This is a genomic window from Nocardia sp. N2S4-5 (assembly GCF_044628355.1).
Lineage (GTDB): Bacteria > Actinomycetota > Actinomycetes > Mycobacteriales > Mycobacteriaceae > Nocardia > Nocardia wallacei_B.
Genome location: NZ_JBIUPM010000001.1, coordinates 4,902,787 through 4,926,076, shown reverse-complemented (window position 1 = coordinate 4,926,076; position 23,290 = coordinate 4,902,787). Strand labels below are relative to the sequence as shown.

General features: G+C 67.0%; 21 protein-coding genes. 12 read left to right on the top strand and 9 right to left on the bottom strand.

Annotation, left to right across the window (positions count from 1 at the left end; genetic code table 11):
• The first annotated feature begins 138 nt into the window (after nt 1-138).
• Nucleotides 139-1,338, top strand: coding sequence for a peptidoglycan-binding protein (locus ACFMRZ_RS22535; RefSeq protein WP_400180638.1), 1,200 nt, complete (start codon nt 139-141; stop codon nt 1,336-1,338).
• A gap of 16 nt (nt 1,339-1,354) precedes the next feature.
• Here the strand turns inward: ACFMRZ_RS22535 and ACFMRZ_RS22530 are convergent, their stop codons facing one another.
• The 9 genes from ACFMRZ_RS22530 to rpmH all read right to left on the bottom strand — a co-directional run bounded on the left by ACFMRZ_RS22530 (nt 1,355) and on the right by rpmH (nt 8,847).
• Nucleotides 1,355-2,095: a GNAT family N-acetyltransferase gene (locus ACFMRZ_RS22530; protein WP_280271668.1), complete on the bottom strand. Its 741-nt coding sequence runs from the start codon at nt 2,093-2,095 to the stop codon at nt 1,355-1,357.
• A gap of 228 nt (nt 2,096-2,323) precedes the next feature.
• Nucleotides 2,324-3,325 carry a ParB/RepB/Spo0J family partition protein gene (locus ACFMRZ_RS22525; protein WP_280271669.1) on the bottom strand — a complete coding sequence of 334 codons (1,002 nt, stop codon included), beginning with the start codon at nt 3,323-3,325 and terminating at the stop codon, nt 2,324-2,326.
• A gap of 4 nt (nt 3,326-3,329) precedes the next feature.
• Complete coding sequence (locus tag ACFMRZ_RS22520) at nt 3,330-4,337, bottom strand: ParA family protein (protein WP_400180637.1); 1,008 nt, start codon at nt 4,335-4,337, stop codon at nt 3,330-3,332.
• Nucleotides 4,338-5,216: 879 nt separating this feature from the next.
• On the bottom strand, nt 5,217-5,954 hold the full coding sequence (rsmG, locus tag ACFMRZ_RS22515) for a 16S rRNA (guanine(527)-N(7))-methyltransferase RsmG (RefSeq protein WP_400180636.1): 738 nt from the start codon (nt 5,952-5,954) through the stop codon (nt 5,217-5,219).
• Between the two features lie 94 nt (nt 5,955-6,048).
• Complete coding sequence (locus ACFMRZ_RS22510) at nt 6,049-6,642, bottom strand: protein jag (protein WP_280362522.1); 594 nt, start codon at nt 6,640-6,642, stop codon at nt 6,049-6,051.
• Between the two features lie 110 nt (nt 6,643-6,752).
• On the bottom strand, nt 6,753-7,868 hold the full coding sequence (yidC, locus tag ACFMRZ_RS22505) for a membrane protein insertase YidC (protein WP_280271673.1): 1,116 nt from the start codon (nt 7,866-7,868) through the stop codon (nt 6,753-6,755).
• 4 nt (nt 7,869-7,872) lie between these two features.
• Nucleotides 7,873-8,205: a membrane protein insertion efficiency factor YidD gene (yidD, locus tag ACFMRZ_RS22500; RefSeq protein WP_280271674.1), complete on the bottom strand. Its 333-nt coding sequence runs from the start codon at nt 8,203-8,205 to the stop codon at nt 7,873-7,875.
• Nucleotides 8,202-8,618, bottom strand: coding sequence for a ribonuclease P protein component (gene rnpA, locus ACFMRZ_RS22495; protein ID WP_400180635.1), 417 nt, complete (start codon nt 8,616-8,618; stop codon nt 8,202-8,204). The genes yidD and rnpA overlap by 4 nt, the downstream gene beginning before the upstream one ends.
• Nucleotides 8,619-8,703: 85 nt before the next feature.
• Nucleotides 8,704-8,847: a 50S ribosomal protein L34 gene (gene rpmH / locus ACFMRZ_RS22490; protein WP_280271697.1), complete on the bottom strand. Its 144-nt coding sequence runs from the start codon at nt 8,845-8,847 to the stop codon at nt 8,704-8,706.
• A gap of 561 nt (nt 8,848-9,408) precedes the next feature.
• Between rpmH and dnaA the strand changes: the two genes are divergently transcribed.
• The 11 genes from dnaA to ACFMRZ_RS22435 all read left to right on the top strand — a co-directional run bounded on the left by dnaA (nt 9,409) and on the right by ACFMRZ_RS22435 (nt 23,283).
• Nucleotides 9,409-11,205: a chromosomal replication initiator protein DnaA gene (gene dnaA / locus ACFMRZ_RS22485; protein WP_400180634.1), complete on the top strand. Its 1,797-nt coding sequence runs from the start codon at nt 9,409-9,411 to the stop codon at nt 11,203-11,205.
• Between the two features lie 801 nt (nt 11,206-12,006).
• A complete protein-coding gene (gene dnaN / locus ACFMRZ_RS22480) occupies nt 12,007-13,176 on the top strand; it encodes a DNA polymerase III subunit beta (protein ID WP_400180633.1) in 1,170 nt (389 codons plus the stop codon).
• 137 nt (nt 13,177-13,313) lie between these two features.
• A complete protein-coding gene (gene recF / locus ACFMRZ_RS22475; protein WP_400180632.1) occupies nt 13,314-14,492 on the top strand; it encodes a DNA replication/repair protein RecF in 1,179 nt (392 codons plus the stop codon).
• Nucleotides 14,493-14,775: 283 nt separating this feature from the next.
• Nucleotides 14,776-15,114, top strand: a complete 339-nt coding sequence (locus tag ACFMRZ_RS22470; RefSeq protein ID WP_400180631.1) for a hypothetical protein — start codon at nt 14,776-14,778, stop codon at nt 15,112-15,114.
• Between the two features lie 43 nt (nt 15,115-15,157).
• The gene (locus ACFMRZ_RS22465; RefSeq protein WP_400180630.1) at nt 15,158-16,552 is read left to right on the top strand and encodes a B12-binding domain-containing radical SAM protein; all 1,395 of its coding nucleotides are present in this window, start codon (nt 15,158-15,160) and stop codon (nt 16,550-16,552) included.
• Nucleotides 16,549-17,403, top strand: coding sequence for a hypothetical protein (locus tag ACFMRZ_RS22460; RefSeq protein ID WP_400180629.1), 855 nt, complete (start codon nt 16,549-16,551; stop codon nt 17,401-17,403). The genes ACFMRZ_RS22465 and ACFMRZ_RS22460 overlap by 4 nt, the downstream gene beginning before the upstream one ends.
• Nucleotides 17,400-18,653 (top strand): alpha/beta hydrolase-fold protein, encoded by a 1,254-nt coding sequence (locus ACFMRZ_RS22455; RefSeq protein ID WP_400180628.1) that lies wholly within the window; start codon nt 17,400-17,402, stop codon nt 18,651-18,653. Before ACFMRZ_RS22460 ends, ACFMRZ_RS22455 begins: the two co-directional genes overlap by 4 nt.
• Nucleotides 18,647-20,932, top strand: a complete 2,286-nt coding sequence (locus tag ACFMRZ_RS22450; protein WP_400180627.1) for an MFS transporter — start codon at nt 18,647-18,649, stop codon at nt 20,930-20,932. Before ACFMRZ_RS22455 ends, ACFMRZ_RS22450 begins: the two co-directional genes overlap by 7 nt.
• On the top strand, nt 20,929-22,251 hold the full coding sequence (locus ACFMRZ_RS22445; RefSeq protein ID WP_400180626.1) for an AMP-binding protein: 1,323 nt from the start codon (nt 20,929-20,931) through the stop codon (nt 22,249-22,251). The genes ACFMRZ_RS22450 and ACFMRZ_RS22445 overlap by 4 nt, the downstream gene beginning before the upstream one ends.
• Complete coding sequence (locus ACFMRZ_RS22440; RefSeq protein ID WP_400180625.1) at nt 22,229-22,552, top strand: phosphopantetheine-binding protein; 324 nt, start codon at nt 22,229-22,231, stop codon at nt 22,550-22,552. Before ACFMRZ_RS22445 ends, ACFMRZ_RS22440 begins: the two co-directional genes overlap by 23 nt.
• Nucleotides 22,549-23,283 carry a 2OG-Fe(II) oxygenase family protein gene (locus ACFMRZ_RS22435; RefSeq protein ID WP_400180624.1) on the top strand — a complete coding sequence of 245 codons (735 nt, stop codon included), beginning with the start codon at nt 22,549-22,551 and terminating at the stop codon, nt 23,281-23,283. Before ACFMRZ_RS22440 ends, ACFMRZ_RS22435 begins: the two co-directional genes overlap by 4 nt.
• Nucleotides 23,284-23,290: the final 7 nt, after the last annotated feature.

The following is a 23,290-nucleotide window of genomic DNA, read 5'->3' as shown; positions in this document are numbered from 1 at the left end:
GGTTAGGATCTCTGCACTCGGAGGATTGCTGAAATTCGGTCCGGGTCTGAGACAATCGAGCGACGCTCCGGTCGTGCGAGGGTGTGAGCCGTCGTATGAGTGGGTACCCGGATTGGCGGAAGGAAAGGGCTCTCACGCATGCACCGACTTCGTCACGGCGATAGTGGACCAGCCGTCGCTGAGGTTCGGAGCACTCTGGCAAGTCTCGGATTTCTACACATTCGCCCCCACGGGACCGACCGGTCCGACGGAAACGGCGAGTACTGGAAGGATTCCGACGCCACCTTCGATCACGATCTCGATTCCGCGATTCGCGCCTTCCAGCAACATCGCGGGCTGCTCGTGGACGGCGTCGTCGGCCCGGCCACATACCGGGCGTTGAAGGAAGCCTCCTACCGCCTCGGCGCGCGCACGCTGATCTATCAGTTGTCGGCGCCGCTGTACGGTGACGACGTGGCCACGCTGCAGCGCCGTCTGCAGGATCTCGGCTTCTATGTGCACCGGGTAGACGGCTATTTCGGCCCGCACACCCACGACGGCCTCACCGCGTTCCAGCGCGAGATCGGCCTGTCCGCCGACGGCATCTGCGGTCCGGACACGCTGCGCTCACTGGATCTGCTGGGCGCCCGCGTCACCGGCGGCAACCCGCACCGCATCGCGGAGGAGGAGGTCGTGCACCGGGCGGGCCCGCAGCTGACCGGCAAGCGGATCGTCATCGATCCCGGAATGGGCGGGCCCGACAAGGGTTTCGCGGTTCCCACAGAGTTCGGCGACGTCTACGAGTCGGAGATCCTGTGGGATCTGGCCAGTCGCCTGGAGGGCCGGATGGCGGCCACCGGCATGGAGACCTTTTTGTCCCGGCCGTGGGGCGCCAACCCCTCCGATGCCGAACGTGCCGAAACCTCCAACACTTTCGACGCCGACCTGATGATCTCGCTGCGTTGCGCGAACAATCCCAGCCCGCTCGCCAACGGCATCGCCAGCTTCCACTTCGGCAATTCGCACGGCTCGGTGTCGATGATCGGGCAGGTGCTGGCCGGCTTCATCCAGCGCGAGATCGTGGCCCGCACCTCGCTGCAGGACTGCCGGACGCATCCGCGCACCTGGGATCTGCTGCGGCTGACCAAGATGCCGACGGTCCAGGTCGACATCGGTTATCTCACCAACGAATACGACGCGGCGGTGCTGGCCAATCCGCGCATGCGCGACGTGATCGCCGAGGCGATCCTGATCTCGGTCAAGCGCCTGTACCTGCTGGGCCAGGACGATCAGCCCACGGGCACATACACTTTCGCCGAACTGCTGGCCGAGGAGCTGGCCGCGGCCGACCGGATGTAGCCGGCCGCGGCTCGTCTCAGGGGCAGCCCACCCGCGACTTCGACTCCACCGACGCGGCCGCCAGCAGCTGATCCAGCGCCCGCTCCACGTCTTCTTTCCAGAAGTGATCGCTGTCGAGCTCCAGGCGCAGCCGCGGGAAGCGGTGATGCTGTGCCACCACGGTGAATCCGACGTCCTCCAGGAAGTCGGCGTCGATCATGCAGCTCTCGGGGGAGCACCCGGAATCGGATCGCCGCCGCGGCGACGACGGCACGCCCTGCGCCGGAGAGTCGATCCGCTCCAGCAGGAACATGGACGTGACCGATCGCGTGGACATCGCTGTCGCGGACGGGTCCTGGCGAATACCGAATGCCTCGATGGCCCGCACGCCGCGGCGCACCAGATCGTCGACCACCGCCTTGATCAACCTGGTCGCGATGTCGTTGTGCTGATAGGGCGGTTCGGACCGCAGCGTGGTCAGCAGCACGGCGTCCGGGCTGACCGGCGACGTCGGGAACAACGTCGCCCGCGGCACCGCGCTCGGCGGCGAGTACAGCGCGCAACCGGCGGGCCGGTCGTCGACCAATGCGATCTGACCGCACGAGCCCCAATCGAGCAGCACGGTGGACAACCAGGCCTCCTTCTCGAAGACCGGGTCGCTGAATTCACGAGAGTCCGCCGCCACGGCGGGATCGAGCTCCCAGAACACGCACCGCCGGGCGTGTGCGGGCAGCTTGTCGAGTCCGCCGAGGGTAAGTGCGGTAACGCTGGTCGACACCGCTCTACTCAGCCTCCAGCTTTCCGATTCATCCACACTCACGCCGCATCAATATCTTCTCGCCAGCAAGAATAAGCGATCAAAGCGAACCGCCTCATTTCCGATAGCTGTGCTGTCATCAGGATTGCAGCGCGGCGCCCGCGAAGGGCGCCGTCACAGTGACGTTTCGCTGCCAGGGTCCGGTATCTCCGCTGATCGCGCGGTTTTCGGCCGTGACACCCCGTCGTCCTAGCTCTGCTGCTCCATCATTTTCACGATGCGTTCCAGATCGGCGAGATCGCCGAACTCGACGACGATCTTGCCCTTCTTCTTGCCCATGCTCACCGTGACGCGGGTGTCGAAGGAATCGGCGAGCCGCTCGGCCAACCGCTCCAGACCGGGCATCTGCACGGGCTTGCGGTCGGCGGGGCGCCGCTCCTTCTCCTCATCGGGGTACCGGTTGGCGAGGGTGACCGCCTCCTCGGTGGCCCGGACCGAGAGTCCTTCGGCGACAATCCGTTCCGCCAGCTTCTCCTGCGCCTCAGCGCCGGACTCCAGCCCGAGGAGGGCACGGGCGTGCCCGGCGGACAGCACGCCCGCCGCGACCCGCCGCTGCACCGGGATCGGCAACTTCAGCAGGCGGATCATATTCGTGACGACCGGCCGGGATCGGCCGATCCGGTTCGCCAGTTCCTCGTGGGTGACGCCGAACTCTTCCAGCAGCTGCTGATACGCGGCCGCCTCTTCGAGCGGATTCAGTTGCACCCGATGGATGTTCTCCAGCAGGGCGTCGCGCAGCATCGCGTCGTCGGTGGTCTCGCGGACGATGGCCGGAATGGTCTCCAGCTTCGCGTCCTGGCAGGCGCGCCAGCGGCGCTCGCCCATGACGATCTGGTAGCGCGGGGTAGGGGAGGACTCCAACTGGCGCACCACGATCGGCTGCATGAGGCCGAATTCGCGCACCGAATGGATCAGTTCCTCGAGCGCGTCTTCCTCGAAGACCTGGCGCGGCTGCTTGGGATTGGGCTCGATCTGGTCCGGCGGAATCTCCCGATAGACGGCTCCGGCGTCGGATCCGCCGGCCGGGTCGGGAACCCGGTGCAGATACGCCGAGGCCGGATGCGGACCGATCGGGTCCAAGCCGATGACGGCATTCGCGGCGGCGCTGCCGAGCCCCTGGACGTCGGTCGGCCCGGTCGGGATGAGCGCGGCCAGCCCGCGCCCCAGTCCACCCTTCTTCGCCTGACTCATCGGCTTACCGACCCCTTTCCTCGTTCACTCCACCAGCCGTGCCCACCACAGCGCTCCGGGCGGCCATCTCCCGCCCGGCATCCAGATAGCTCATCGCACCACGGGAACCCGGATCGTAATCCAGCACCGTCATGCCGTAGCCGGGCGCCTCGGAAACCTTCACGCTCCGGGGAATCACCGACCGCAGCACCACGTCGCCGAAGTGCCCGCGCACCTCCTCGGCGACCTGATCGGCGAGCTTGGTCCGCCCGTCATACATCGTGAGGACGACGGTCGACACATGCAGTTCCGGATTCAGATGCGCCTGCACCAGACTGATATTGCGGATCAGCTGACCCACGCCCTCCAGCGCGTAGTACTCGCACTGGATCGGGATCAGCACCTCCTTGGCGGCCACGAGCGCGTTCACGGTGAGCAAGCCCAGCGACGGCGGGCAGTCGATCATCACGTAATCGATGTCGTAGCCCGCCAGGTTCGCCTCCTGGATCGCGGCCTTCAGCCGGCCCTCGCGGGCCACCATGGACACGAGTTCGATCTCGGCACCGGCCAGGTCGATGGTCGCCGGAATGCACAGCAGCCGTTCGTTGTGCGGGCTGCGCTGGATCGCCTGATGCACGGTCGCCTCGCCGATGAGCAGCTCGTAGCTGGAGGGCACCCCGGAGTGGTGTTCGACGCCCATCGCCGTGCTGGCATTGCCCTGCGGGTCGAGATCGATGACCAGCACGGTCATCCCCTGTAGCGCCAGCGCCGCGGCGAGATTCACGGCGGTCGTGGTCTTGCCGACACCACCCTTCTGGTTCGCGATGGTGATGATGCGTTGTTCGCGCGGCTTGGGGATGGTCATCGAACCAGGATGCAGTACTTGACTAGCGCGCTGCGCCTCAGCGGCTATGGGCGTGTCGGCGGAGATGCTTCCGAACGGGGCCTGGTCCAGATCGAAGCCAGTTCCGTCCAGCATTCCGGGCACCCGCGACGTTGTTTCCCGTGAAACATTCGCTGGACCGTTCGACATACAGGCTCCTAACCCCGAGAACTTCAGACACGTGCCCAAGCAGCATCGATGCCGCGTCGGCTCGAGCAAACGAAGCGCGGCACAGCGGAATCGAGACCGATGCCCATCCTGGCGAGCCTGTCGGGCACCGCGAATCTGTGCTCACGCTCGATGACACCTAGCTTGCCAGCACCGGACCCAATACGGAAGTTGAACCGCTGCGATCACACCGCGACACGCAAAGTTTCTTACTCGGAAGACGTTTCACACCCCATCGCGCGGCCCGAGCGCGCCCGAGACGACCGAAAAGCTTGCTCCCCAAGTCCGTACACACCTGAGGATGGCGCGGGGCTCAGGGAGGCATGGCGGTTCACGAAGGAGGAGTCGGCGTCATGTTTCACATGAAACACGAACCAGCACAGAGCCCGGCGCGACCCATGTTTCACATGAAACAAGGAGTGCGAGCGAAACGGTGTGTGCCGAGCCGTCTTCCGACTGACAGGCGATGAAGCACTCGCCGACGACCCGCGTGCACCGAATCCGCACCGGGCCAGTCTCTCGCGCACAGCATCCGCACCACCGGTCCGTCCTTGACGAGGGAACCAACCCTCGCTCGCGATTCGTCAATGAGCCCAGCCATGTTTCATGTGAAACCAAGGACGGCGGCGAGCCACCCGGATGCCAACTGCCGAGCAGACGTACCGCAGGGTGACTCGACGCAGAGCAACCGCCGCAGAGCAACCGCCGCAGAGTGACTCGACGCAGAACGACCGCCGTAAAGCGACTTATCGCCGAGTGGCCCTACCCGACGAAACCCGACAACCGCACAATGATTCACGTGAAACAACGCCCATGCGCCAGCGCGCCGACAGCCCGATCGCCAGGCACTGAGTGTGGAGTTCACCGTCGGCGCTTGGCCTGATTCCGTTCAGCCCTGCGCTCGGCCCGGGGGAGACGCTCGACGCTCAGCACGACCGTCGGCAGATCGACGATCCCCGCGCCGCACTCGAGCACCTGCGCGTTGCCGCCGCCCGCACGAGCCAGATCATCGCGATCGCGTTCGAGTTCCTCCGCCGCGCTCGATCCCTTGAGCGCGAGCATGCGGCCCCGGTCGTGCACCAACGGCAGCGACCACTTGGCGAGCTTGGCGAGCGGAGCGACCGCGCGCGAGGTGACGACGTCCGCCCCGCCGGCCACCTTCCGCACATCGGGTTGTTCGGCCCGGCCACGCACGACGGTCACGTTCAGTCCCGCCGACTCGATGAATTCGGCGAGGAAGATGGTCCGGCGCAGCAGCGGCTCGACCAAGGTGATTCGCAGATCGGGCCGCGCGATCGCGAGCGGAATTCCGGGCAGGCCCGCGCCGCTGCCGATATCGACGACCGCCGCGGACGCGGGGATCAGTTCGCCCAGCACGGCACAGTTGAGTATGTGCCGATCCCACAGCCGCGGCACCTCGCGCGGGCCGATCAGGCCGCGCTCCACACCGGCGGTCGCCAGCGCCGCACAGTAGCGCCGAGCCAGCGGCAGTCGATCCCCGAAGACCCGCTCCGCCGCGGCGGGCGGTTCCGGCTCCGCGCCCGGGGGAGGGGAGTACTCCGGGTCGGTCACACCGTTTCCTCGTTCCACGTGAAACATCCTTCCGGATTCGGCGTCGGATCGAGAACCCGACCCCGCACAAGGGTAGGGCCCCCGGTTCCGCGAACCGGGGGCCCTACACATTCCATTGCCACTAGGACGGCAGCACGACCACGTGCCGGTTCGGCTCGACGCCCTCGCTCTCGCTGGCGACGCCGTCGATCTCCGCCACCGCGTCGTGCACGATCTTGCGCTCGAACGGCGTCATGGCGGGCAGCGACTCCGGCTCACCCGAATCCAGCACGCGCTGCGCCGCATCGGTGCCGAGCGAACTCAACTCCTCCCGGCGCTGCGCACGCCAGCCGGCGACGTCCAGCATCAGCCGACTGCGCACACCGGTCGCCTGCTGCACCGCCAGGCGGGTCAGCTCCTGCAGCGCGTCCAGCACCTCGCCGCGGCGGCCCACCAACTTGGACAGATCCCGGCCGCCGTCGATGCTCACCACCGCGCGGTCGCCCTCGACATCCAGATCGATATCGCCGTCGAAGTCGAGGACGTCCAGCAGTTGCTCGAGGTAGTCACCGGCGATCTCGCCCTCCTCGATGAGCGCTTCCTCGGCGTCGGTCGCACCCTCCGCCGCGTCGTCCGCGACGGGCTCCGACTCGTCGGTCGTGGGCTCGTCCGCGATCGTTGTGCTGTTTGCGCTGAGGGCCACGGTGGCGTCCCCTCCGTCGGTTTCAACAGTCATGTGTGTCGTTTCCTTCAATCTGCGTCATCCGTCGTGTCCGGCGGTCACCCGCCGGGAAGCTGTGTCCGGCGACGCCGTCCGCATCCGTCACTCCCGTCCGACGGGGTGCGCTAACGACGTCGCTTCTGATTCGGGCGGCCGCGGTTTCCGGATCGCTTCCGATTGCCTTGTCCGCCTTGCTTGGACGAAGCTGTCGCCTTTCCCGGCTTGGTCGCGCCCGAACCGTTGCGCGTCGCGGGCGGCGTTTCGGTCTCGCCCTCGACCACGGGCGCGTCGGCGGCCGCGTCCGCCGGAGCGGTCGGCTGCTTCTTCTTCGGCTTGGCGCCCGGCTTCGGAGCATTGGCGGTCTGGCGCTCCTTGGCCTCCAGCTTCTTCTGCTCCTCTTCCTTCTCCATCCGGCCGAAGACGAGGTGCTGCTGCCCGTAGGTCCAGATGTTGTTGGCGACCCAGTAGAGCAGGATGGCGATGGGCAGGAACGGACCACCGACGATCACGCCGAGCGGGAACACCCACAGCGCCAGCTTGTTCATGATCGCGGCCTGCGGGTTGGCCGCGGCCTCCGCGCTCTGCCGCGCGACGGACGCCCGCGCGTTGAAGTGGGTCGCCAGGCCCGCGATGATCATCAGTGGCACCGCGACGTACACCAGGTTCGCCAGATGCGGGATGCCGCCGTAGTCGGCGAACGCCTCCAACTGCGCCTTGGGCGAGGTGATCGCCGCGGAGATGGGCGCCCCGAAAATGCGGGCCCGCAGGAACGACTGCACATCGTCGGCGTTGAAGACGTAGTTCGCCGTGTGCGCGTTGTCGTAGGCGGACATGTTCCCGCCGCCGCCGAAGCCACCGATACTGCCGCCGGTCCGGTTGAACGATCGCAACACGTGGTACAGACCGATGAAGACCGGCACCTGCGCCAGCACCGGCAGACAGCCCATCAGGGGATTGAAGCCGTGGTCCTTCTGGAGCTTCTGCATCTCGAGCGCCATCTTCTGGCGGTCGTTCTTGTACTTCTTCTGCAGCTCCTTGATCTGGGGCTGCAACTCCTGCATCTGCTTGGTCGTGCGGACCTGCTTGACGAACGGCTTGTAGAGCACCAGCCGCAGGGTGAACACCAGGAACACCACCGCCAGCGCCCAGGCGAGGCCATTGTCCTTGCCCAGGGCGAACCCGAAGACGCGGTGCCAGAACCACAAGATCCAGGACACCGGATAGTAGATGAAATCGAGCACGGCTCTATGCACTCCCGTCGGTCGTGTCGCCGGTCACCGAGGGCGGCGACCCCTTACAAGTCTGCTGCGCGGCCGGCTGATCGGCGGCTGCCCCTTTCCGTTTCGGCTCCGGAACGGGGTCCCACCCACCAGGGTGCCAGGGCGCACATTTGACCAATCGCACGGCCGTCAATCCGAGGCCGACGAACAGGCCCCGGGTGCGCAACGCCGTCACCGCGTACTCGCTACAGGTGGGAGTGAATCGACACACCGGCATACGGGTGGGGGAGACGTAGGTCCGGTACAGCTCGATGACGAAGATCAGCACATCGGACGGCAGCCGGGCGACCCGCCTCATGACGACCTGCCCGAGTCGTCCGGGTCCGCGCCGTCCGGAAGGAACTTGCGCAGCGCCGCGCGCAACTGCCGGTCGAGTTCGGCCGAGGAGGCGGCCGCGGCGCCGGGCAGCGCCCGGATCACGATGTCCGCCTCCGCCGGTAGCTCGGCGGCCAGCGGGGCGCAGATATGACGCAGGCGGCGGGCCACGCGGTGACGTACCACCGCGGTGCCCACCGCCTTGCTGACGATCAATCCGAAGCGCGGACCACCACGGCGGATCGCCGGGCCGGGCAGATCACCCTCCGCGGCAGTCCACTCCGGGGTCGGCAGTAATGCGTGCACGACCAGGTCGCGTCTCCCGATTCGTCGGCCACGCCGCACCGTCCGGGAGAAATCGGCACGATGATGCAGCCGATACGGCTCAGGCAACACCCGAGTGTCCGAGCGCGTATCGGATGACGTGGTACGGCGAACCGAACGGCGAACGGGACATGACGCCGATACCGGTGCCGATGAATCAGGCCGTGAGCTGGGAGCGGCCCTTGCGACGGCGCGCCGTCACGATCGCGCGGCCCGCACGGGTCCGCATCCGGAGGCGGAAGCCGTGGACCCGCGCACGACGACGGTTGTTCGGCTGGAACGTCCGCTTGCCCTTGGCCACGGTCAACACTCCTCGAGTTGGTGGGCGCCCCTCGGCGCCCGAAGCTTGTCGGTGAAACTCTTGTCGCGATGAGTGACCAGGTCCTCATCGGCGCAATACCCATCGCGGACCGGGCAGCACGCAGCCGCCACCGCGTCAATGGGTGACTGTACGAGAGTACTTACCGGGTCGGGCCAGGTCAAACCGGGGTCCGTGACCCCGGCCGGGCCACTGACCTCGGCCGATAGGTCGCCGTACCCAATCGCCGACCGACTCGGCAGCGGTACCGCGGTGACCAACGACACGGCCGTGAACGGGCCTTGCCGCCGTCTCGACACACCCACTAGGGTACTTAGCCAGAAGGTAGCTGTAGAAGTGCTGGTCGAGGCGCTGACCTGGGGGACACGGCAGCGCGACTCACATCCCTGCGGTTCTCCACATCTGTGGATAATTGTGTGGAAAGACCCCTGGAGTGGCATATTCGTATGGCCGACGGCCACGCCGACACTCGCGCTGCGGGGGGATCCGCGGGTGGTGTCCGACCGTCTGCTCCTATCTACCTATTCCGGGGAGGAAACGTACGTGGACGACGAGCAGAACGCGTTGACCGCCGTCTGGCCAGAGGTGGTCGCCGAGCTCACCACCGGTTCCGCAGACGGTGCCATCCCGCCGGTGACCAACGCCCAGAAAGCATGGTTGGGCCTGGTCAAGCCGCTGACGGTGGCCCAGGGGTTCGCTCTGCTCTCGGTCCCGTCCTCGCTCGCCCAGGAGGCTATCGAACGCGATCTGCGCGAACCGATCCTGCGCTCGCTGGCCCGTCGGCTGGGCCCGCAGGTGGAGGGACTCGGCGTCCGGATCGCCGCGCCGGCCAATCCGCCGGGTGATCGTCCCGCCGGTCCGCCCCGCCACGCCAGGCTCACCTCCCGGCCGGAGCGGGTCCGCGAGACGCCCCGGGAACCTGTGGGTTATCCACCGCAACCGGAGTATCCGGCGGCGTCCGAATACCCGACTCCGCGCTATCTCTCCCCAGGTGACTATCCCGCGCGGCCCGACTATCCCCAGCCCCAGTTCCCCGGTCGGCCGGTGGCCGGAGAATTGCCGGACGATCCCGCCCCGGAGCGTCACGCCCCGCCGCGGCGGGAGATGGACCTGCCGCCCGCCCCCGTCGGCGGCCCCCGGTCCGCGGACCAGGACTCCCTTTTCGCCTCGGACCAGGACGACCCGCCGCCCCGCCGCCCCGTCCCCGCCGAGGAGCGGCCCGACGACGAACCGGTCGTCAACGTGCGCAACTCGTGGCCCACCTACTTCAACAAGTCCCCCGAGCCGACCTCGACGGCCCCGGCCAACTCGGCCGCGAGCCTGAACGCGAAGTACACCTTCGAGACGTTCGTCATCGGCGCCTCCAACCGCTTCGCGCACGCCGCCGCGGTCGCCATCGCCGAGGCGCCGGCCCGGGCGTACAACCCCCTGTTCGTCTGGGGCGCCTCCGGATTGGGGAAGACCCACCTCCTACACGCCGCCGGGCACTACGCCCAGCGGCTGTTCCCCGGCATGCGGGTCAAATACGTCTCGACCGAGGAATTCACCAACGACTTCATCAACAGCCTGCGCGACGACCGCAAGGTGGCATTCAAGCGCCGCTACCGTGAGACCGACATTCTGCTGGTCGACGACATCCAGTTCATCGAGGGCAAGGAAGGCATCCAGGAGGAGTTCTTCCACACCTTCAACACGCTGCACAATGCGAACAAGCAGATCGTGGTGTCCTCCGACCGGCCGCCCAAGCAGCTCGCCACGCTGGAGGAGCGGCTGCGCACCCGGTTCGAGTGGGGCCTGATCACCGACGTGCAGCCGCCCGAACTGGAGACCCGCATCGCCATCCTGCGCAAGAAGGCGCGGATGGATCGGCTGGACGTGCCGCACGACGTGCTGGAACTCATCGCCAGCCGAGTGGAGCGCAATATCCGCGAGCTGGAGGGCGCGCTGATCCGCGTGACGGCGTTCGCCTCGCTCAACGGGCAGCCGCTGGACCTGTCGCTGGCCGAGGTGGTGCTGCGGGATCTGATGCCCGACACCACCACCATCGAGATCACCGCGTCCACGATCATGGCCGTGACCGCAGAGTACTTCAACACCACACTCGAAGAACTCACCGGTCCCGGCAAGGCGCGGCCGCTGGCGCAGGCCCGGCAGATCGCGATGTACCTGTGCCGCGAGCTCACCGACCTGTCGCTGCCGAAGATCGGCCAGGCCTTCGGCCGCGACCACACCACGGTCATGTACGCGGAGAAAAAGGTCCGCAAGGAGATGACCGAGCGCCGTCGCGTGTACGACCAGGTTCAAGAACTAACAGCCCGGATCAAGCAGCGCTCCCGCTGATTTACTCCCCAACGCCGATCCACCCGTTCACCTGGGTGGATCGGCTTTTTCGTGCTGTGGATTCCTCGAGGAATCCTTGGGGAGTCCTCGAGGAATCCCATGGTTCTCCACCGGTTTACGCACAGTTCGGCGGCAGGGGTGTTGACAGAGCCACCCACAGCCATCGGTGCACAGTTCACACAGGCGGATCCGTCCACCGGCACGGACCTGCGTCGATGCCGAGTTGTCCTTGTGGATTCCTCGAGGAGTCCCTGTCAGCTCCTCGAGGAATCCTCGAGTTGTCCACTACTTTGCGCACACATGTGCACAAACCCGGCATAGGCATGGAACAACTCGAGGACGACTCGAGGACGGGCGTGGGACAGATTCGTAACCTCCACAGCGCCTCCCCGTTCATCCTCGAGTCACCCGCCGGACATCCCCATGGCGGCACGCGCTCCGAGCAGCGGATTCGCGGGGAGTCCACAGAATCCACAGCGCCTACTACTACTTCAGTTCTTCTCCTTCAATAACTTCTTTCAAAACAGGGTGTGTGGAAACTCGGTTCGGGACGTGACGGTGCGGCGGCGAGTTCGACGGCACTCGAACGAATGGCAGGGAGAAGATCGGCGCCCGGACACGAGGCGACGCACCGGGGGAGGGGTGCCGTAGTCAATCGCCGCGCTCGCGGGTACGGTTTGTTGTCGGTCGCCTGTGCCAGACTTCGAAGTCGGGGTGGCCGTTCCAGAACACCCCTGCATGAGCCGGCGCTGAGCCGAACGGATCACGACCGATCGAGACTGGGAGAGGACATACCGGGCGATGGAGCTTGCAAGCATGAAGTTTCGGGTCGCTCGCGAGGATTTCGCGGAATCCGTCGCCTGGGTGGCCCGTAGTCTGCCGTCGCGCCCACCGGTTCCGGTGCTGGGCGGCGTCCTGCTCGTCGCGGGCGAGGACGGGCTGACGGTCTCGGGGTTCGACTACGAGGTCTCCGCGCAGATGCGAGTGGCCGCCGAGGTGGCGGGTCCTGGGCAGGTGCTGGTCTCCGGCCGCCTGCTGGCCGACATCACCAAGGCGCTGTCCAACAAGCCGGTGGACGTCTCGGTGGACGGCACCCGCGTGCTGATCGCCTGCGGCAGCGCCAAATTCTCGCTGCCGACCATGCCGGTCGAGGACTATCCACAGCTGCCCGAACTGCCCCCGCAGACCGGCGAGCTGGGTGTCGATGTCTTCTCCGGGGCGGTCGGCCAGGTCGCCGTCGCCGCCGGCCGGGACGACACGCTGCCGATGCTCACCGGCATCCGGGTCGAGATCGACGGCTCGAAGGTCGTACTCGCGGCCACCGACCGCTTCCGCCTCGCGGTGCGGCACCTGGAATGGCAGCCGGGCCGCGACGACGTCGAGACGGCCGTCCTGGTGCCCGCACGCACGCTCTCGGAGTCCGCGAAGACGCTGGGCCCCTCCGACTCTCCGGTGCAGCTGGCCTTCGGCACGGGCACCGACGGACTGCTGGGCATCGTCAACGGCGGCCGCCGCACCACCACCCGCCTGCTCGACGCGGAATTCCCCAAGTTCCGCCAGTTGCTCCCCAAGGAGCACACCTCGATCGCGACCCTGCAGGTGAGCGTGCTGATCGAGGCCATCAAGCGCGTCGCCCTGGTGGCCGAGCGCGGCGCCCAGGTCCGGCTGGAGTTCTCCGAGCAGGGGCTGCTGCTGTCGGCCGGCGGCGACGACGCGGGCCGCGCCGAGGAGTGGCTCGAGGCCGAGTTCCGTGGCGAGCCGCTGACCATCGCGTTCAACCCCGGCTACCTCAACGACGGTCTGTCTGCGCTGCATTCGGACCGGGTGACCTTCGGGTTCACCACCCCCAGCCGTCCCACGGTGCTGTGCCCGACCGGTGAGGAGGAGCCGGAGGTACTCGACTCGGGCGCGTTCGCCGCACTCGCCGGCAACTACACCTACCTGCTGATGCCGGTTCGCCTGCCGGGCTGAGTCCCGGCGGCCCGCGGTCGCGGCCGGGACTTGTGAACAATGTTGATAACTCTGTGAAAAACTCTGGGCGCGACCACAACTCGGGCCCCGCGCCGGGTTCTCCACAGGGACGACCCGCGGGGACGGTGAACTGAGCGATGCACGTCCGGGCCTTGAGCCTGCGGGACTTTCGCTCCTGGGAGCAGGCCGAACTCGAACTGCCCGTCGGCCGAACGGTTTTCCTGGGCTCCAACGGCAACGGCAAGACGAACCTGGTCGAAGCGCTCGGCTACCTCGCGACCCTGGGTTCGCACCGGGTATCCACAGACGCGCCCCTGATCCGCCTGGGGGCGCAGCGCTCTCGGATCGGCGCGACCGTGGTGAACTCCGGGCGCGAGCTCCGTATCGATATCGAACTCAATCAGGGCTCGGCCAATCGCGCGCAGATCAATCGCTCGCCGGTGCGGCGCACCCGGGAGATCCTGGGAATCCTCCAGACGGTGTTGTTCGCCCCGGAGGATCTGGCGCTGGTGCGCGGCGACCCGTCCGAGCGGCGGCGCTTCCTCGACGAGCTGTGCACCGCACAGCTGCCGCGTCTCGCGGGTGTGCGCTCGGACTACGACCGGGTGCTCCGGCAACGTTCGGCACTGTTGAAAACCGCGGGCCGCCAAGCCCGCTCGCGGTCGGGCACGCCCGCCGAGCTGAGCACGCTGGACGTCTGGGACGGCCATCTCGCCGCGCACGGCGCCGAACTGCTGGCGCAGCGCCTGCGATTGGTGCACGAACTCCACCCCTACCTGGCGCGGGCGTACGGCTCGATCGCCCCGGAATCGCGTCCGGCCGCCATCCGCTACCGGAGTTCGCACCTGCCGCCGGAATTACTGGCGCCCGAGCGGATTCCGCAATCCGACGACGCCGCGGTGCTGGAGTCGGTCCTGCTGCGCGAGCTGGCGGCCGCGCGGGCCAAGGAACTGGAGCGCGGCGTCTGTCTCGTCGGCCCGCACCGCGACGACCTGGAACTGATGCTCGGCTCGGCGCCGGCCAAAGGCTTTGCCAGCCATGGGGAATCATGGTCCTTCGCCCTGGCGCTGCGATTAGCCGCCTTCGAGCTGCTGCGCAGCGTCGGCACCGACCCGGTCCTGCTCCTCGACGACGTCTTCGCCGAACTGGATCGCCGCCGCCGCGCCGCCCTCGCCGCCGTCGCCACCACGGCCGAACAGGTACTCATCACCGCGGCCGTCCCCGAGGACGTCCCGCCCGAACTCGAGGCCACCCCCGTGCGTATCGAAACCACGGGCGAGGCCGACCAGCGCACCTCCCAACTCGGCCGTCCGTAACGACGAGATCCGTGGATATCCTCCGCGGCCGGTAGCCATGGCGGACCGGCTGAGGAGGTCGCCACGCGAGTATCCGGTCCGGACAGGCGGTTCTCCTTTGTGGCCTGCGGTGCACGTCGGTGGATCGGTCACGGTCGGCGTGGCGTAGTTCCAAGTCGATTAATCTGCGTAGCAGGAGTTCTGTTTCCTGGGGGTGATAATCGCCTGGCATTTACGATCCGTAATGATGTCTGCCTTTTTGCGGGCGCCGAGTAAAAATCCCTCAACATCCAGGAGAGTCGTCATGACCGAAAACCTGCACTCATCGGAACAACTGGCCGAGGCCGCGAATGCGGCGAAAACTATGGAGGCGATGATCGGTCGTCTCACGTATGACAGCGCATTCGCCGCGGATCTCGCCAACAACCCGTTCCGGACCATCGAGAAGGCCGGATTGGTGATGGACAAGGAGGGAGTGGAGATTCTGATGACCGCCGAGCCCGAGCGGTTCGACAAGATCTGCGAGACCCTGTTCGATCTCGTCGATTCGGACTTCCTGCACAAGATCGTGTCGCCTTCGTGTGACCAACCCGGACTCGAGCCGGCGTTCATGGAGCACCGCGGCGTCGCCGTCCAGGCGTAGCCGGTAGATATTTACTGATCCGCCACTCACAACGGGGGTTGGAATGGCTCGTGTTGCGCTTGTCAATCTTGCAAGTCTGCCGATGCCCGGGAACGAACCGATATTTCCGATCGGCTTGCGATGTATCCAGAATGCATTGGACCGGGCCGGGCATACGACGCGTCTGATCGACTTCGTCGAGGATCCGGACGCCTCCGCGGACCTTTCCTGGGCGAGCGAGCCCTGGGATGTCGTCGGATTCACGATTCGCAACATCGATCCGATCGACCTCGCGTGTGGCGGGCACGTCGAGCACTACGCTCGGTTCGTTCATCGGGTATGCGATGCGACCGGGGACCGAACTCCACTACTGGTAGGCGGAGGCCCAGGGTATAGCCTGTTCGCGGACGAGCTGCTCCGGCGGCTGGGGTTCGATGCCGGAGTGGTCGGCCCCGGCGAACAGGTTATGCTCGACATCGTTGCCGACCCCGAGCGATACCGGGGAAAGCGCAAGAATATTCCGGGGCGTCGCTACGACGGTTTCACCACAGAACTGCTCCGACATCCGGCCGCATTGATGGCCGCCTATGCCGCGACCGACGATCCGATGATCGGCGTCGAAACCCGCCGGAAGACCTGTTATCAAGGTTGTGTGTACTGCCCGTACGCCTACATCAGCGGCGATAATGCGGGCGATCTCAAGCCGGTGGACCTGATCGCTGCCGAGCTACAGGAAATTTACGACTCCGGAATCAGGCGGGTATTCTTCACGGACGGCATCTTCAATGCCGAGATCCGGTATGCGAAGGAAGTCGCGCGCACGATCGCCGACCTGCGCCTTCCGGGCCTCCGATGGTCGGCATATTTCACCCCGAAGCCGTTCGACGATGAATTCGCACAGATCCTCGCTTCGAGTGGGGTCGACTATATCGTCATATCTCCCGACAGTCTCGACGACCGGATGATGAAGACATTGGGGAAGAGTTTCGATATCCGGCACGTGGACCGGTGTATCGATCGGTGTCGGCGGCACGGTCTGGATCTGCGTGTCAATATCGTGTTCGGGGGCCCCGGAGAGAATGTGGACAGTGTTCGCGCCTCCGCGGAGTACGCGAATCGAAAGCTGCGCACCGGCGAATTGATCATGCACGTCGGATACCGGGTGCTGCCCGAGACCGCCCTCGCCAGACAGCTCGCGATGACCGAGGACGACCTGCTGGATCCCACCTTCTATCCCTTCGACGAAAACCTGTTCTCGTGGGTCGTCGAATTTCTCGACAAGCGTTTCATCCCGACCGGCGTCCTGTTGAATCTCATGGCGGGCAAGACCGCGAGCCGGCGGATGACGAAGGTTCCCGTCCCGGCCGGGCCGACCAACAGCAACGTGGTCGATCTGCCCTTCCTGGCGCTTCGCAACAGCCCGCGCGCGGCCTCGCAGGTGGGCGGTGAAACGGCTTGAGTACCGTCCTCGTGCGCCGGTTGCGGCCGTCCGACGCCCCGGCGATCACTCGCCTCATCGGGGCGGCTGCCTACAGCCCGCGGACATTGGCCCGCGAGCTCGCGTCCGGCACCGACTACCTGTGGATGGGCACCGTCGATCAGGACGGCACGTTGTGCGCGGTGCACCGAGCCATGCGGTGGGGAAACCACCTGCTGCTCAAGGGCATCGTCGTGCGCGAAGACCGGCGTGGCGGCGGGACGGCCCTGGAACTGGTCTTCGGCCTGCGCGAGGAGGCCCGCGTCGCGGGCTTCGCCGGCCTGGTCGCCTGGGCCGAGCCGCATCAGCCCGAGTCGGTCCTGGCGCGGCGATTGCGATTGCGGATCGCCGGACCGCTCCTGCACAGGTTCGAGGTCCCGGCCGCGGCGGCGACGGAACCCGAGCCGGACGACGCGCCGCCGCCCCCGGACAGTGGCTCGATCGGATTCGAGAGCGACTCACCCAGCACGGCACATCCGTTGCTGCCCTGTGTGCTCGACACCGACGTGCAGCCGCTCCGACAGCGGGACCAGAGCATCCTGCACTGGGTCGCCGACCGGCACAGGCTCGTTGTCAGCGGCTATCCGTACGCCTCCGTCGCGGATCTCCCGGAGTTCGTCCGTGCCGTGGAGACGGTGACGCGAGCACGAAGTCTGCGAAGTATCGAAATACCGCTGCCCGCCGCGGATTTGGCGACAGCGCTGGCACTCACCCGCACCGGGGCGCGCCGGCTGAGTCGTACCCCGGTCCGGGTCGCCCGCCTCGACTTCGATGTCTCACGCGTACCCGAGCAGCCGTCCGACGATCTCAGCGGACGGGTGAGCCGGCGATGATGCCGCATGAAGCACGGTCGCTGTGCCTGTCGGCCGAAAAGGACGCGGCGGTACGCCATTTCCGCCACCGCGGAATCGACGCGCACGACCTCGCCCGCCTGTTGCGCCGCCGCGAGCCGCTGCCGCCACGGCTCGTCCCCACCGAGATCGAGGTGGAGGACGGCGCCGGCGGCACGGGAACGGTCGCGGTTCATGTGCCGTCGCGGACTACATCGCGCCGCGATCTCGGCGCCCTGATCGTCCTGCACGGCGCGGGCGGCAGCGGCGACCGGATCCTTCCCGCGTTCGCGGCGCTCGGCGAACGCCTGTCGATGGCCGTTCTGTGCCCGACGGCGACTTCGCTTCCGCCCGGCGCGGCGAATCTCGATCTGGCCGGGCTGTTCGGCAAACGCTTCACCCTGCCCCGATGGGACCTCGCCGCGCCGGGGTTGCCGATGGCGGCATTGCGGTGGGCGCGCGCCGAACTCGACGTCGACCCCGACCGATGCGTGCTGGCCGGCGTATCCATGGGCGGCTTGGCAGCATGGAATCTCGGCCTGCGCTACTGGGACCAGTTCGCGGCGGCCGTGCCGCTCAACGGCGCTCTCTCGGTGTGGGAATCATTCGGCACCGACCGCCGGACCAGGGCCTTGCTCGAGAACGCGCTGGCGCTCCCGCTGTTCGTCGTGCACGGCGGCCGAGACGAGCAGATCCCACCCCGATCCGACCGCGAATCCGTCGCGGAGTTGCGGCGCCTCGGCCACTCGTGCGTGGAGTACGCCGAGGTGCCCGACGGCGAGCATCAGCTCTCCACACTGGGCCTGGCGGCGTCCGAAACGCTGCACGAGCGACTGGCGGCCTGGTTGCGGATGCGGCGGCGGCGCAGTCAACCCTCGGAGCTGCGGCATCGCGCCGACGCCGACCATCACGGCCGTGCGCATTGGGTTCGGCTGCATGGCATCTCGGGCCGAGCGCAGGCCGAGGTGCGTGCGCGCCGGACGGCACACCACCGGCTCGACGTCGAGGTCCGCGGCGCGGATTACGTGACGGTCGACCTCACCGGTCGGTGGTTCGAGCCCGGTGCGGAGGTGACCGTCTCGGTGAACGGCACCGATACGGTGGTCCGCTTCGAACCCGACCTGGAAACGGTGATCGGCACCTACCGCGAATCGGCCGATTCGGGGATCTTCGCCGAGCAGTCGATCTCCCTCCCGGTCCGCAGATCCGACGGCGCATACATCGCGAGCGAAATGGGGAGCCACCGATGCTGACTCGATCCGAGATTCGTGCCGCATTGCGGGCCACGGGCACCGCACAGCGGGAGTTGTTCGCCGAGGCTCGCCGGCTGCGCGCACTGCACTTCGGAGACACCGTAATCCTGCGCGGGGTTGTCGAAATTACCAATGTATGCAGGGTGAATTGCCGGTATTGCCCCATGCGCCGGGAAAATACTCTGGACAACGACCGCTACTTCATGAGTTCCGACGAGATCGTCGAACGAGTCGGTGCGATCCACGCGGCAGGAATCGATATCGTCCTCCTCCAGGGTGGCGAGACAACGAAGAACATCTCCATTCTGGAGAAGGCGATACCGGCGATTCAAGATATGTACTCGAACCGGGTCGAGGTGCTTCTCAACCTCGGAAATATGCGCCGTGACCAGTACGAACGACTCAGGCGGGCCGGTGCGACCAGCTACATCCTGAAGCATGAGACGAGTGACCCGGCGCTCCATCAATTGATGCGCGAGGATTCCCTGCAGCAACGGTTGCGCTGCTTCGACGATCTCCTCGATCTCGGCTACCGGGTCGGCACCGGAATCATCTCGGACCTACCCGGGCAGACGCTGGAAAGTATTGTCGACGACATCGAATTGGCGCACGCGATGGGCGCGCACATGTGCAGCGTGAGCCCGTTCGTGCCCGCGCCTCGCACGCCTCTGGAATCGGCGCCGAGCGGCTCGGTCGATCTGGCTTTGAATATATTGGCCTGCTTGCGGATCTGCTGCCCCGATATCCTGATCCCCTCGGTCAGCGCACTCGAGAAGAACAGCTCGGGCGGCCAGGCTCAGGGCCTGATGGCCGGTGCGAACGTCATGACGGTGAATTTCACCGGCGAGCTCGAATCGCAACCGTTACCTGATCTACGGGCAGGACAGGTTCGTCGTCAAACTGCAGCACGTGCGCGACCTGGTTCGGTCCAGTGGCCTCGAGACTCGCGGATCGGTCTTCCTCGAACCGGTCGATTCCGTGCCCGGTCCGGGAAGCAACCGGCAATGAGCCCGATGCCGGGCGTATCCACGGACTTCGGCAGGTTCTGGCTCGGGCAGACCCTGTCGGTTTTCGGTGCGCGGATCGGTGGCCTCGCGCTGTCGGTGACGGCGGTGGACGTTCTGGGCGCGAGCAGCGGCGAGGTCGGTATCCTGACCGCGGCATCGACCGCGGCCACCCTGATCCTCGGTCTCCCCGCCGGGGCCTGGGTGGACCGAATGCGCAAACGCGGCCTCATGGTGCTGTGTTCGTCGGTCCGGACCGTGCTGATGCTGGTGATCCCGGTGCTGTGGTGGTCCGGGCACCTGACCATCGAGGTCATGTACGTCGTAGCGGTGACCGTCGGGATCGCGGCGCTGTTCTTCGATATCGCTTATCTGTCCTACATTCCGCTCCTGGTACCGGCGGACCGGATCGCGACGGCCAACTCCCGGCTGGAAGCCTCCGCACAGGTGTCCATCCTCGGTGGGCCCGGACTCGCGGGGATGCTGATGCGGGTGCTGAGCGCGCCCGCCGTGCTGCTCGTGGATGCCGCCTCGTACCTCGTGAGCGTGTTCGCGCTGTTGACCATCGGGGACCGGGAAGTCCGTGCGCCGCGGCGAGATCGGGCGAGACCTCGCTTGGGAGCGGATATCGCGTCGGGTTTGCGATTCGTCCTGAAAGAGCCTGTGATGCGACGCCTCGCGGTGTCGGTCGGGGTCTCCAACTTCTTCGCGACCATCGTCACGACGCTGATACCCCTGCTGGTGCTGCGCGTGCTCGGCTTCGACGGCCTCATGCTGGGCGTCATCATGATGGCGGGCGCGGCCGGCGGTGTCCTCGGCGCGCTGCTCGTTCCCGCCCTACAGCGCCGGTTCCGCGACGGTCGGGTGATGGCGGGCGGATTGCTGGTCGCGGCGGGCTGTTCCGCGTTCGGCCCGCTCGCCGCGCTGAACGGTTCGCACGGTTCGGCCGTGGCGGTCACCCTGCTGCTGGTCGGCGAATTCGGGACGGGATTGGGAGCGGTGTCGTTCCGCGTGCCGCAGCTGTCGGTACGGCAGCAGCGCTGCCCGCGGGAGATGCAGGGCCGGATGAATGCCACCCTGCGCTATGTCGTGCGCGCGTCGATGCCCTTCGCGGCGCTGACGGCGGGCTGGCTGGGCACCGCGGTGGGCATCGTCCCGGCGCTGTGGATCGGCGTCGTCGGTGCGGTCGTGACCGTTTTGCCGATCGTCGGCATCGACCGACTCCTCTCCGTGCCCGCGGTCCATTTGATCGAGCCGGGAAAGGCACCCGTATGACCGCGCTACGCCGCCGTGACCTGGCCATGCGAATTCTGGGACACCGGCCGTTAGTCAACGGCGCGCCGCTGGACGAGCGCAGTACCGACCTGCGGGACATGATGCGAACCGTCGGGGATGCCGGTGTGCGTCCCGATGACCTGGTCGCACTGGGCGGGCTCGAGGGCCGCGAGTTCGTGATCGCGGTGCTTGCCCTCTGGTCCTGCGAAGCGATACCGGTCCCCGACGCCGCACGCGACGCCGCGACGGCCGGAGCGCACAGCGCGTGGCTCGTCACCGGCGATCTGGCGATTCGCCGCGGGCGGGCGTCCCACCGCGCGCCGAGGCTGAGCTCGACCGCCGTGGTACACACCACCTCGGGTAGCACCGGACGGCCGAAATTCGTTCGGCGTGGGATAGCCAGTGTGCTGCTCGAGGCGGCGGGTTATCGCGAAAGTCTGGGCCTCGGGCCGGAAGACCGTGTCGCCGTGCCGATCCCGCCGGCGCACTCCCTGGGATGGGGAACACTGACGAGTGCGTTGCTGAGCGGATCCGCTGTCGAGATCAGGCCGTTCGTCCGGCCGAGTAGCCTGGCCGGCTCAATCGACGCCGGTTCGGTGTCGGTGGTCGTGATGACGCCGCCGATTGCCCGACTCCTGGTCGACACCCGCCGGACCGGAACGGCCACGCCGAGAACGGCGCTGGTGGGTGCGGGTCCGGTGAGCGACGGGCTCGACCGGTCCTTCCGCATGCGCTTCGGGCGAGAGTTGTTGCGCGGCTACGGGTCCACCGAAACCGGCGGCACGTTCGTCGGCACGACCGGTATCGGAGCGCCGCTGTCCGGGGTGCGGATCGCGGCGCCGCCACGCGGGTCGGAAGGCGAACTGCTGCTCGAAATCGCGGCCCCGGTCGAGGGATATCTCGATGAGCAGGCACCGGCGGGCGTGTGGAACACGGGGGATGTGGTCCGGCACGAGGAGGACGGCACAGTGCGATTCGTGGAGCGTGCGGCGGGCGGTCTGCGGTTGAACGGCCGGTTTGTCGACGTCCGGGCGGTCCGGGAGGCGGTGACCGGCGTGCCCGGCGTGGCCGACCTGCACCTGCTCGCGCTGGCACGTCCGGACGACCCGGAGATCCAGGACTTCTACGCCTTCGTAGCCGGCGCTGCGAGCACCGACGAGGTGCTGGAGAGCCTGACCGAACGTGCACCCGGCGAGCCGATTCCGCGTGTCGTCCGATGCGACCGCATTCCTCGGACCGTTATCGGCAAGCCGGATCGCAGGGCGATGATCGAAATGATCGGAGAGGGGGATGCGCATGACGGAGAAGGCATCCGATAGCGCCCGGACCGGGGCATACGAATTGCTGGTGGCTACCCATGTGTTTCGAGTGATGTCGAAATACGACACCCGGGTGGCGAGTGCCGAGGAATTGGTTTCCGATGCGGACCTGCGCACCCGGGACCTGGCCGTACTGGGGCTGGGATCGCTCGACTGGATGGCACTGGCGACCGCGCTGGAGCAGGCGACCGATCGAGAACTTCCGGATCGGGTGCTGGTCGATCCGCAACAACGGTGCATTGCCGGTTGGGCCGCAGCGCTCGCGACGGCCGAACGAATCGGAACGGGAGGGAATTCATGAGAGAGACTCAGCGTGGCGACAGATTCGTCGTCATCGATGATTTTCTGGATCCGGCGGAGCTGACGGCCGCCCGGCGGATGCTGCACCGGGCATCCTTCGAGTCGATCGAGAGCGTGGTCTCCCCGGCCGACGATGGGCGGGCATTTCGTTCGAGAGGAACGTATTTCGGTCCGGAACTGGGCCGCCCGGACGTACGTGGCGGCCGGCCCGCGGTATACGAAAAGCTGGGCGGGGTGGTGCATTCCGAGCCCGGCCTGTACGGCCGCGCCGAGCGGGATTGGGACCGAGTGTCGTTCGCCTTCTGGAAGTATCCGGCGGGCAGCCGACTCGGCTGGCACAACGATGCGGGCCAGGGGCGGTGGGGGGAATTCGTCCTGTTCCTGCACGAGCGCTGGCCGGCGTCCTGGGGCGGTGAGTTGTTGTTGCTGGACGTGGACGCCGAAAGCCTGGTCCGGCCGGACGACGCCGCGCCCGACAACCTGTTGCGGCGGATGGAGGTGTTGGTCGAACGATGCCCCTCGAACCCCGTCGCCATCGTCCCGAAACCGAATCGGCTGGTGCTCGTGCGTACGGGGACGATTCACACGATCTCCCGGGTCGACCCGGTCGCCGGTGACAACCTGCGCTGCACGTTGACCGGATTCGTCTCCGCTCACGGCGAGCGCGAGACGAACCGGCACGGTGGCCGGCGCATGGTGACCGAGGTATTGGCAGGATCGGCGACCAGGTGAGGTAGCG

Bases quoted from the DNA above. Each gene is read 5' to 3' on its own strand.
- ACFMRZ_RS22465 (WP_400180630.1), top strand. From the start codon at position 15,158: ATGGCTCGTGTTGCGCTTGTCAATCTTGCAAGTCTGCCGATGCCCGGG.
- ACFMRZ_RS22470 (WP_400180631.1), top strand. From the start codon at position 14,776: ATGACCGAAAACCTGCACTCATCGGAACAACTGGCCGAGGCCGCGAAT.
- ACFMRZ_RS22440 (WP_400180625.1), top strand. From the start codon at position 22,229: ATGACGGAGAAGGCATCCGATAGCGCCCGGACCGGGGCATACGAATTG.
- ACFMRZ_RS22510 (WP_280362522.1), bottom strand. From the start codon at position 6,642: ATGACTGTTGAAACCGACGGAGGGGACGCCACCGTGGCCCTCAGCGCA.
- recF (WP_400180632.1), top strand. From the start codon at position 13,314: ATGCACGTCCGGGCCTTGAGCCTGCGGGACTTTCGCTCCTGGGAGCAG.
- ACFMRZ_RS22445 (WP_400180626.1), top strand. From the start codon at position 20,929: ATGACCGCGCTACGCCGCCGTGACCTGGCCATGCGAATTCTGGGACAC.
- ACFMRZ_RS22525 (WP_280271669.1), bottom strand. From the start codon at position 3,325: ATGAGTCAGGCGAAGAAGGGTGGACTGGGGCGCGGGCTGGCCGCGCTC.
- yidD (WP_280271674.1), bottom strand. From the start codon at position 8,205: ATGAGGCGGGTCGCCCGGCTGCCGTCCGATGTGCTGATCTTCGTCATC.
- rsmG (WP_400180636.1), bottom strand. From the start codon at position 5,954: ATGTTTCACGTGGAACGAGGAAACGGTGTGACCGACCCGGAGTACTCC.
- ACFMRZ_RS22450 (WP_400180627.1), top strand. From the start codon at position 18,647: ATGCTGACTCGATCCGAGATTCGTGCCGCATTGCGGGCCACGGGCACC.
- ACFMRZ_RS22520 (WP_400180637.1), bottom strand. From the start codon at position 4,337: ATGTCGAACGGTCCAGCGAATGTTTCACGGGAAACAACGTCGCGGGTG.
- ACFMRZ_RS22535 (WP_400180638.1), top strand. From the start codon at position 139: ATGCACCGACTTCGTCACGGCGATAGTGGACCAGCCGTCGCTGAGGTT.
- ACFMRZ_RS22435 (WP_400180624.1), top strand. From the start codon at position 22,549: ATGAGAGAGACTCAGCGTGGCGACAGATTCGTCGTCATCGATGATTTT.
- ACFMRZ_RS22455 (WP_400180628.1), top strand. From the start codon at position 17,400: ATGATGCCGCATGAAGCACGGTCGCTGTGCCTGTCGGCCGAAAAGGAC.
- dnaN (WP_400180633.1), top strand. From the start codon at position 12,007: ATGGAGCTTGCAAGCATGAAGTTTCGGGTCGCTCGCGAGGATTTCGCG.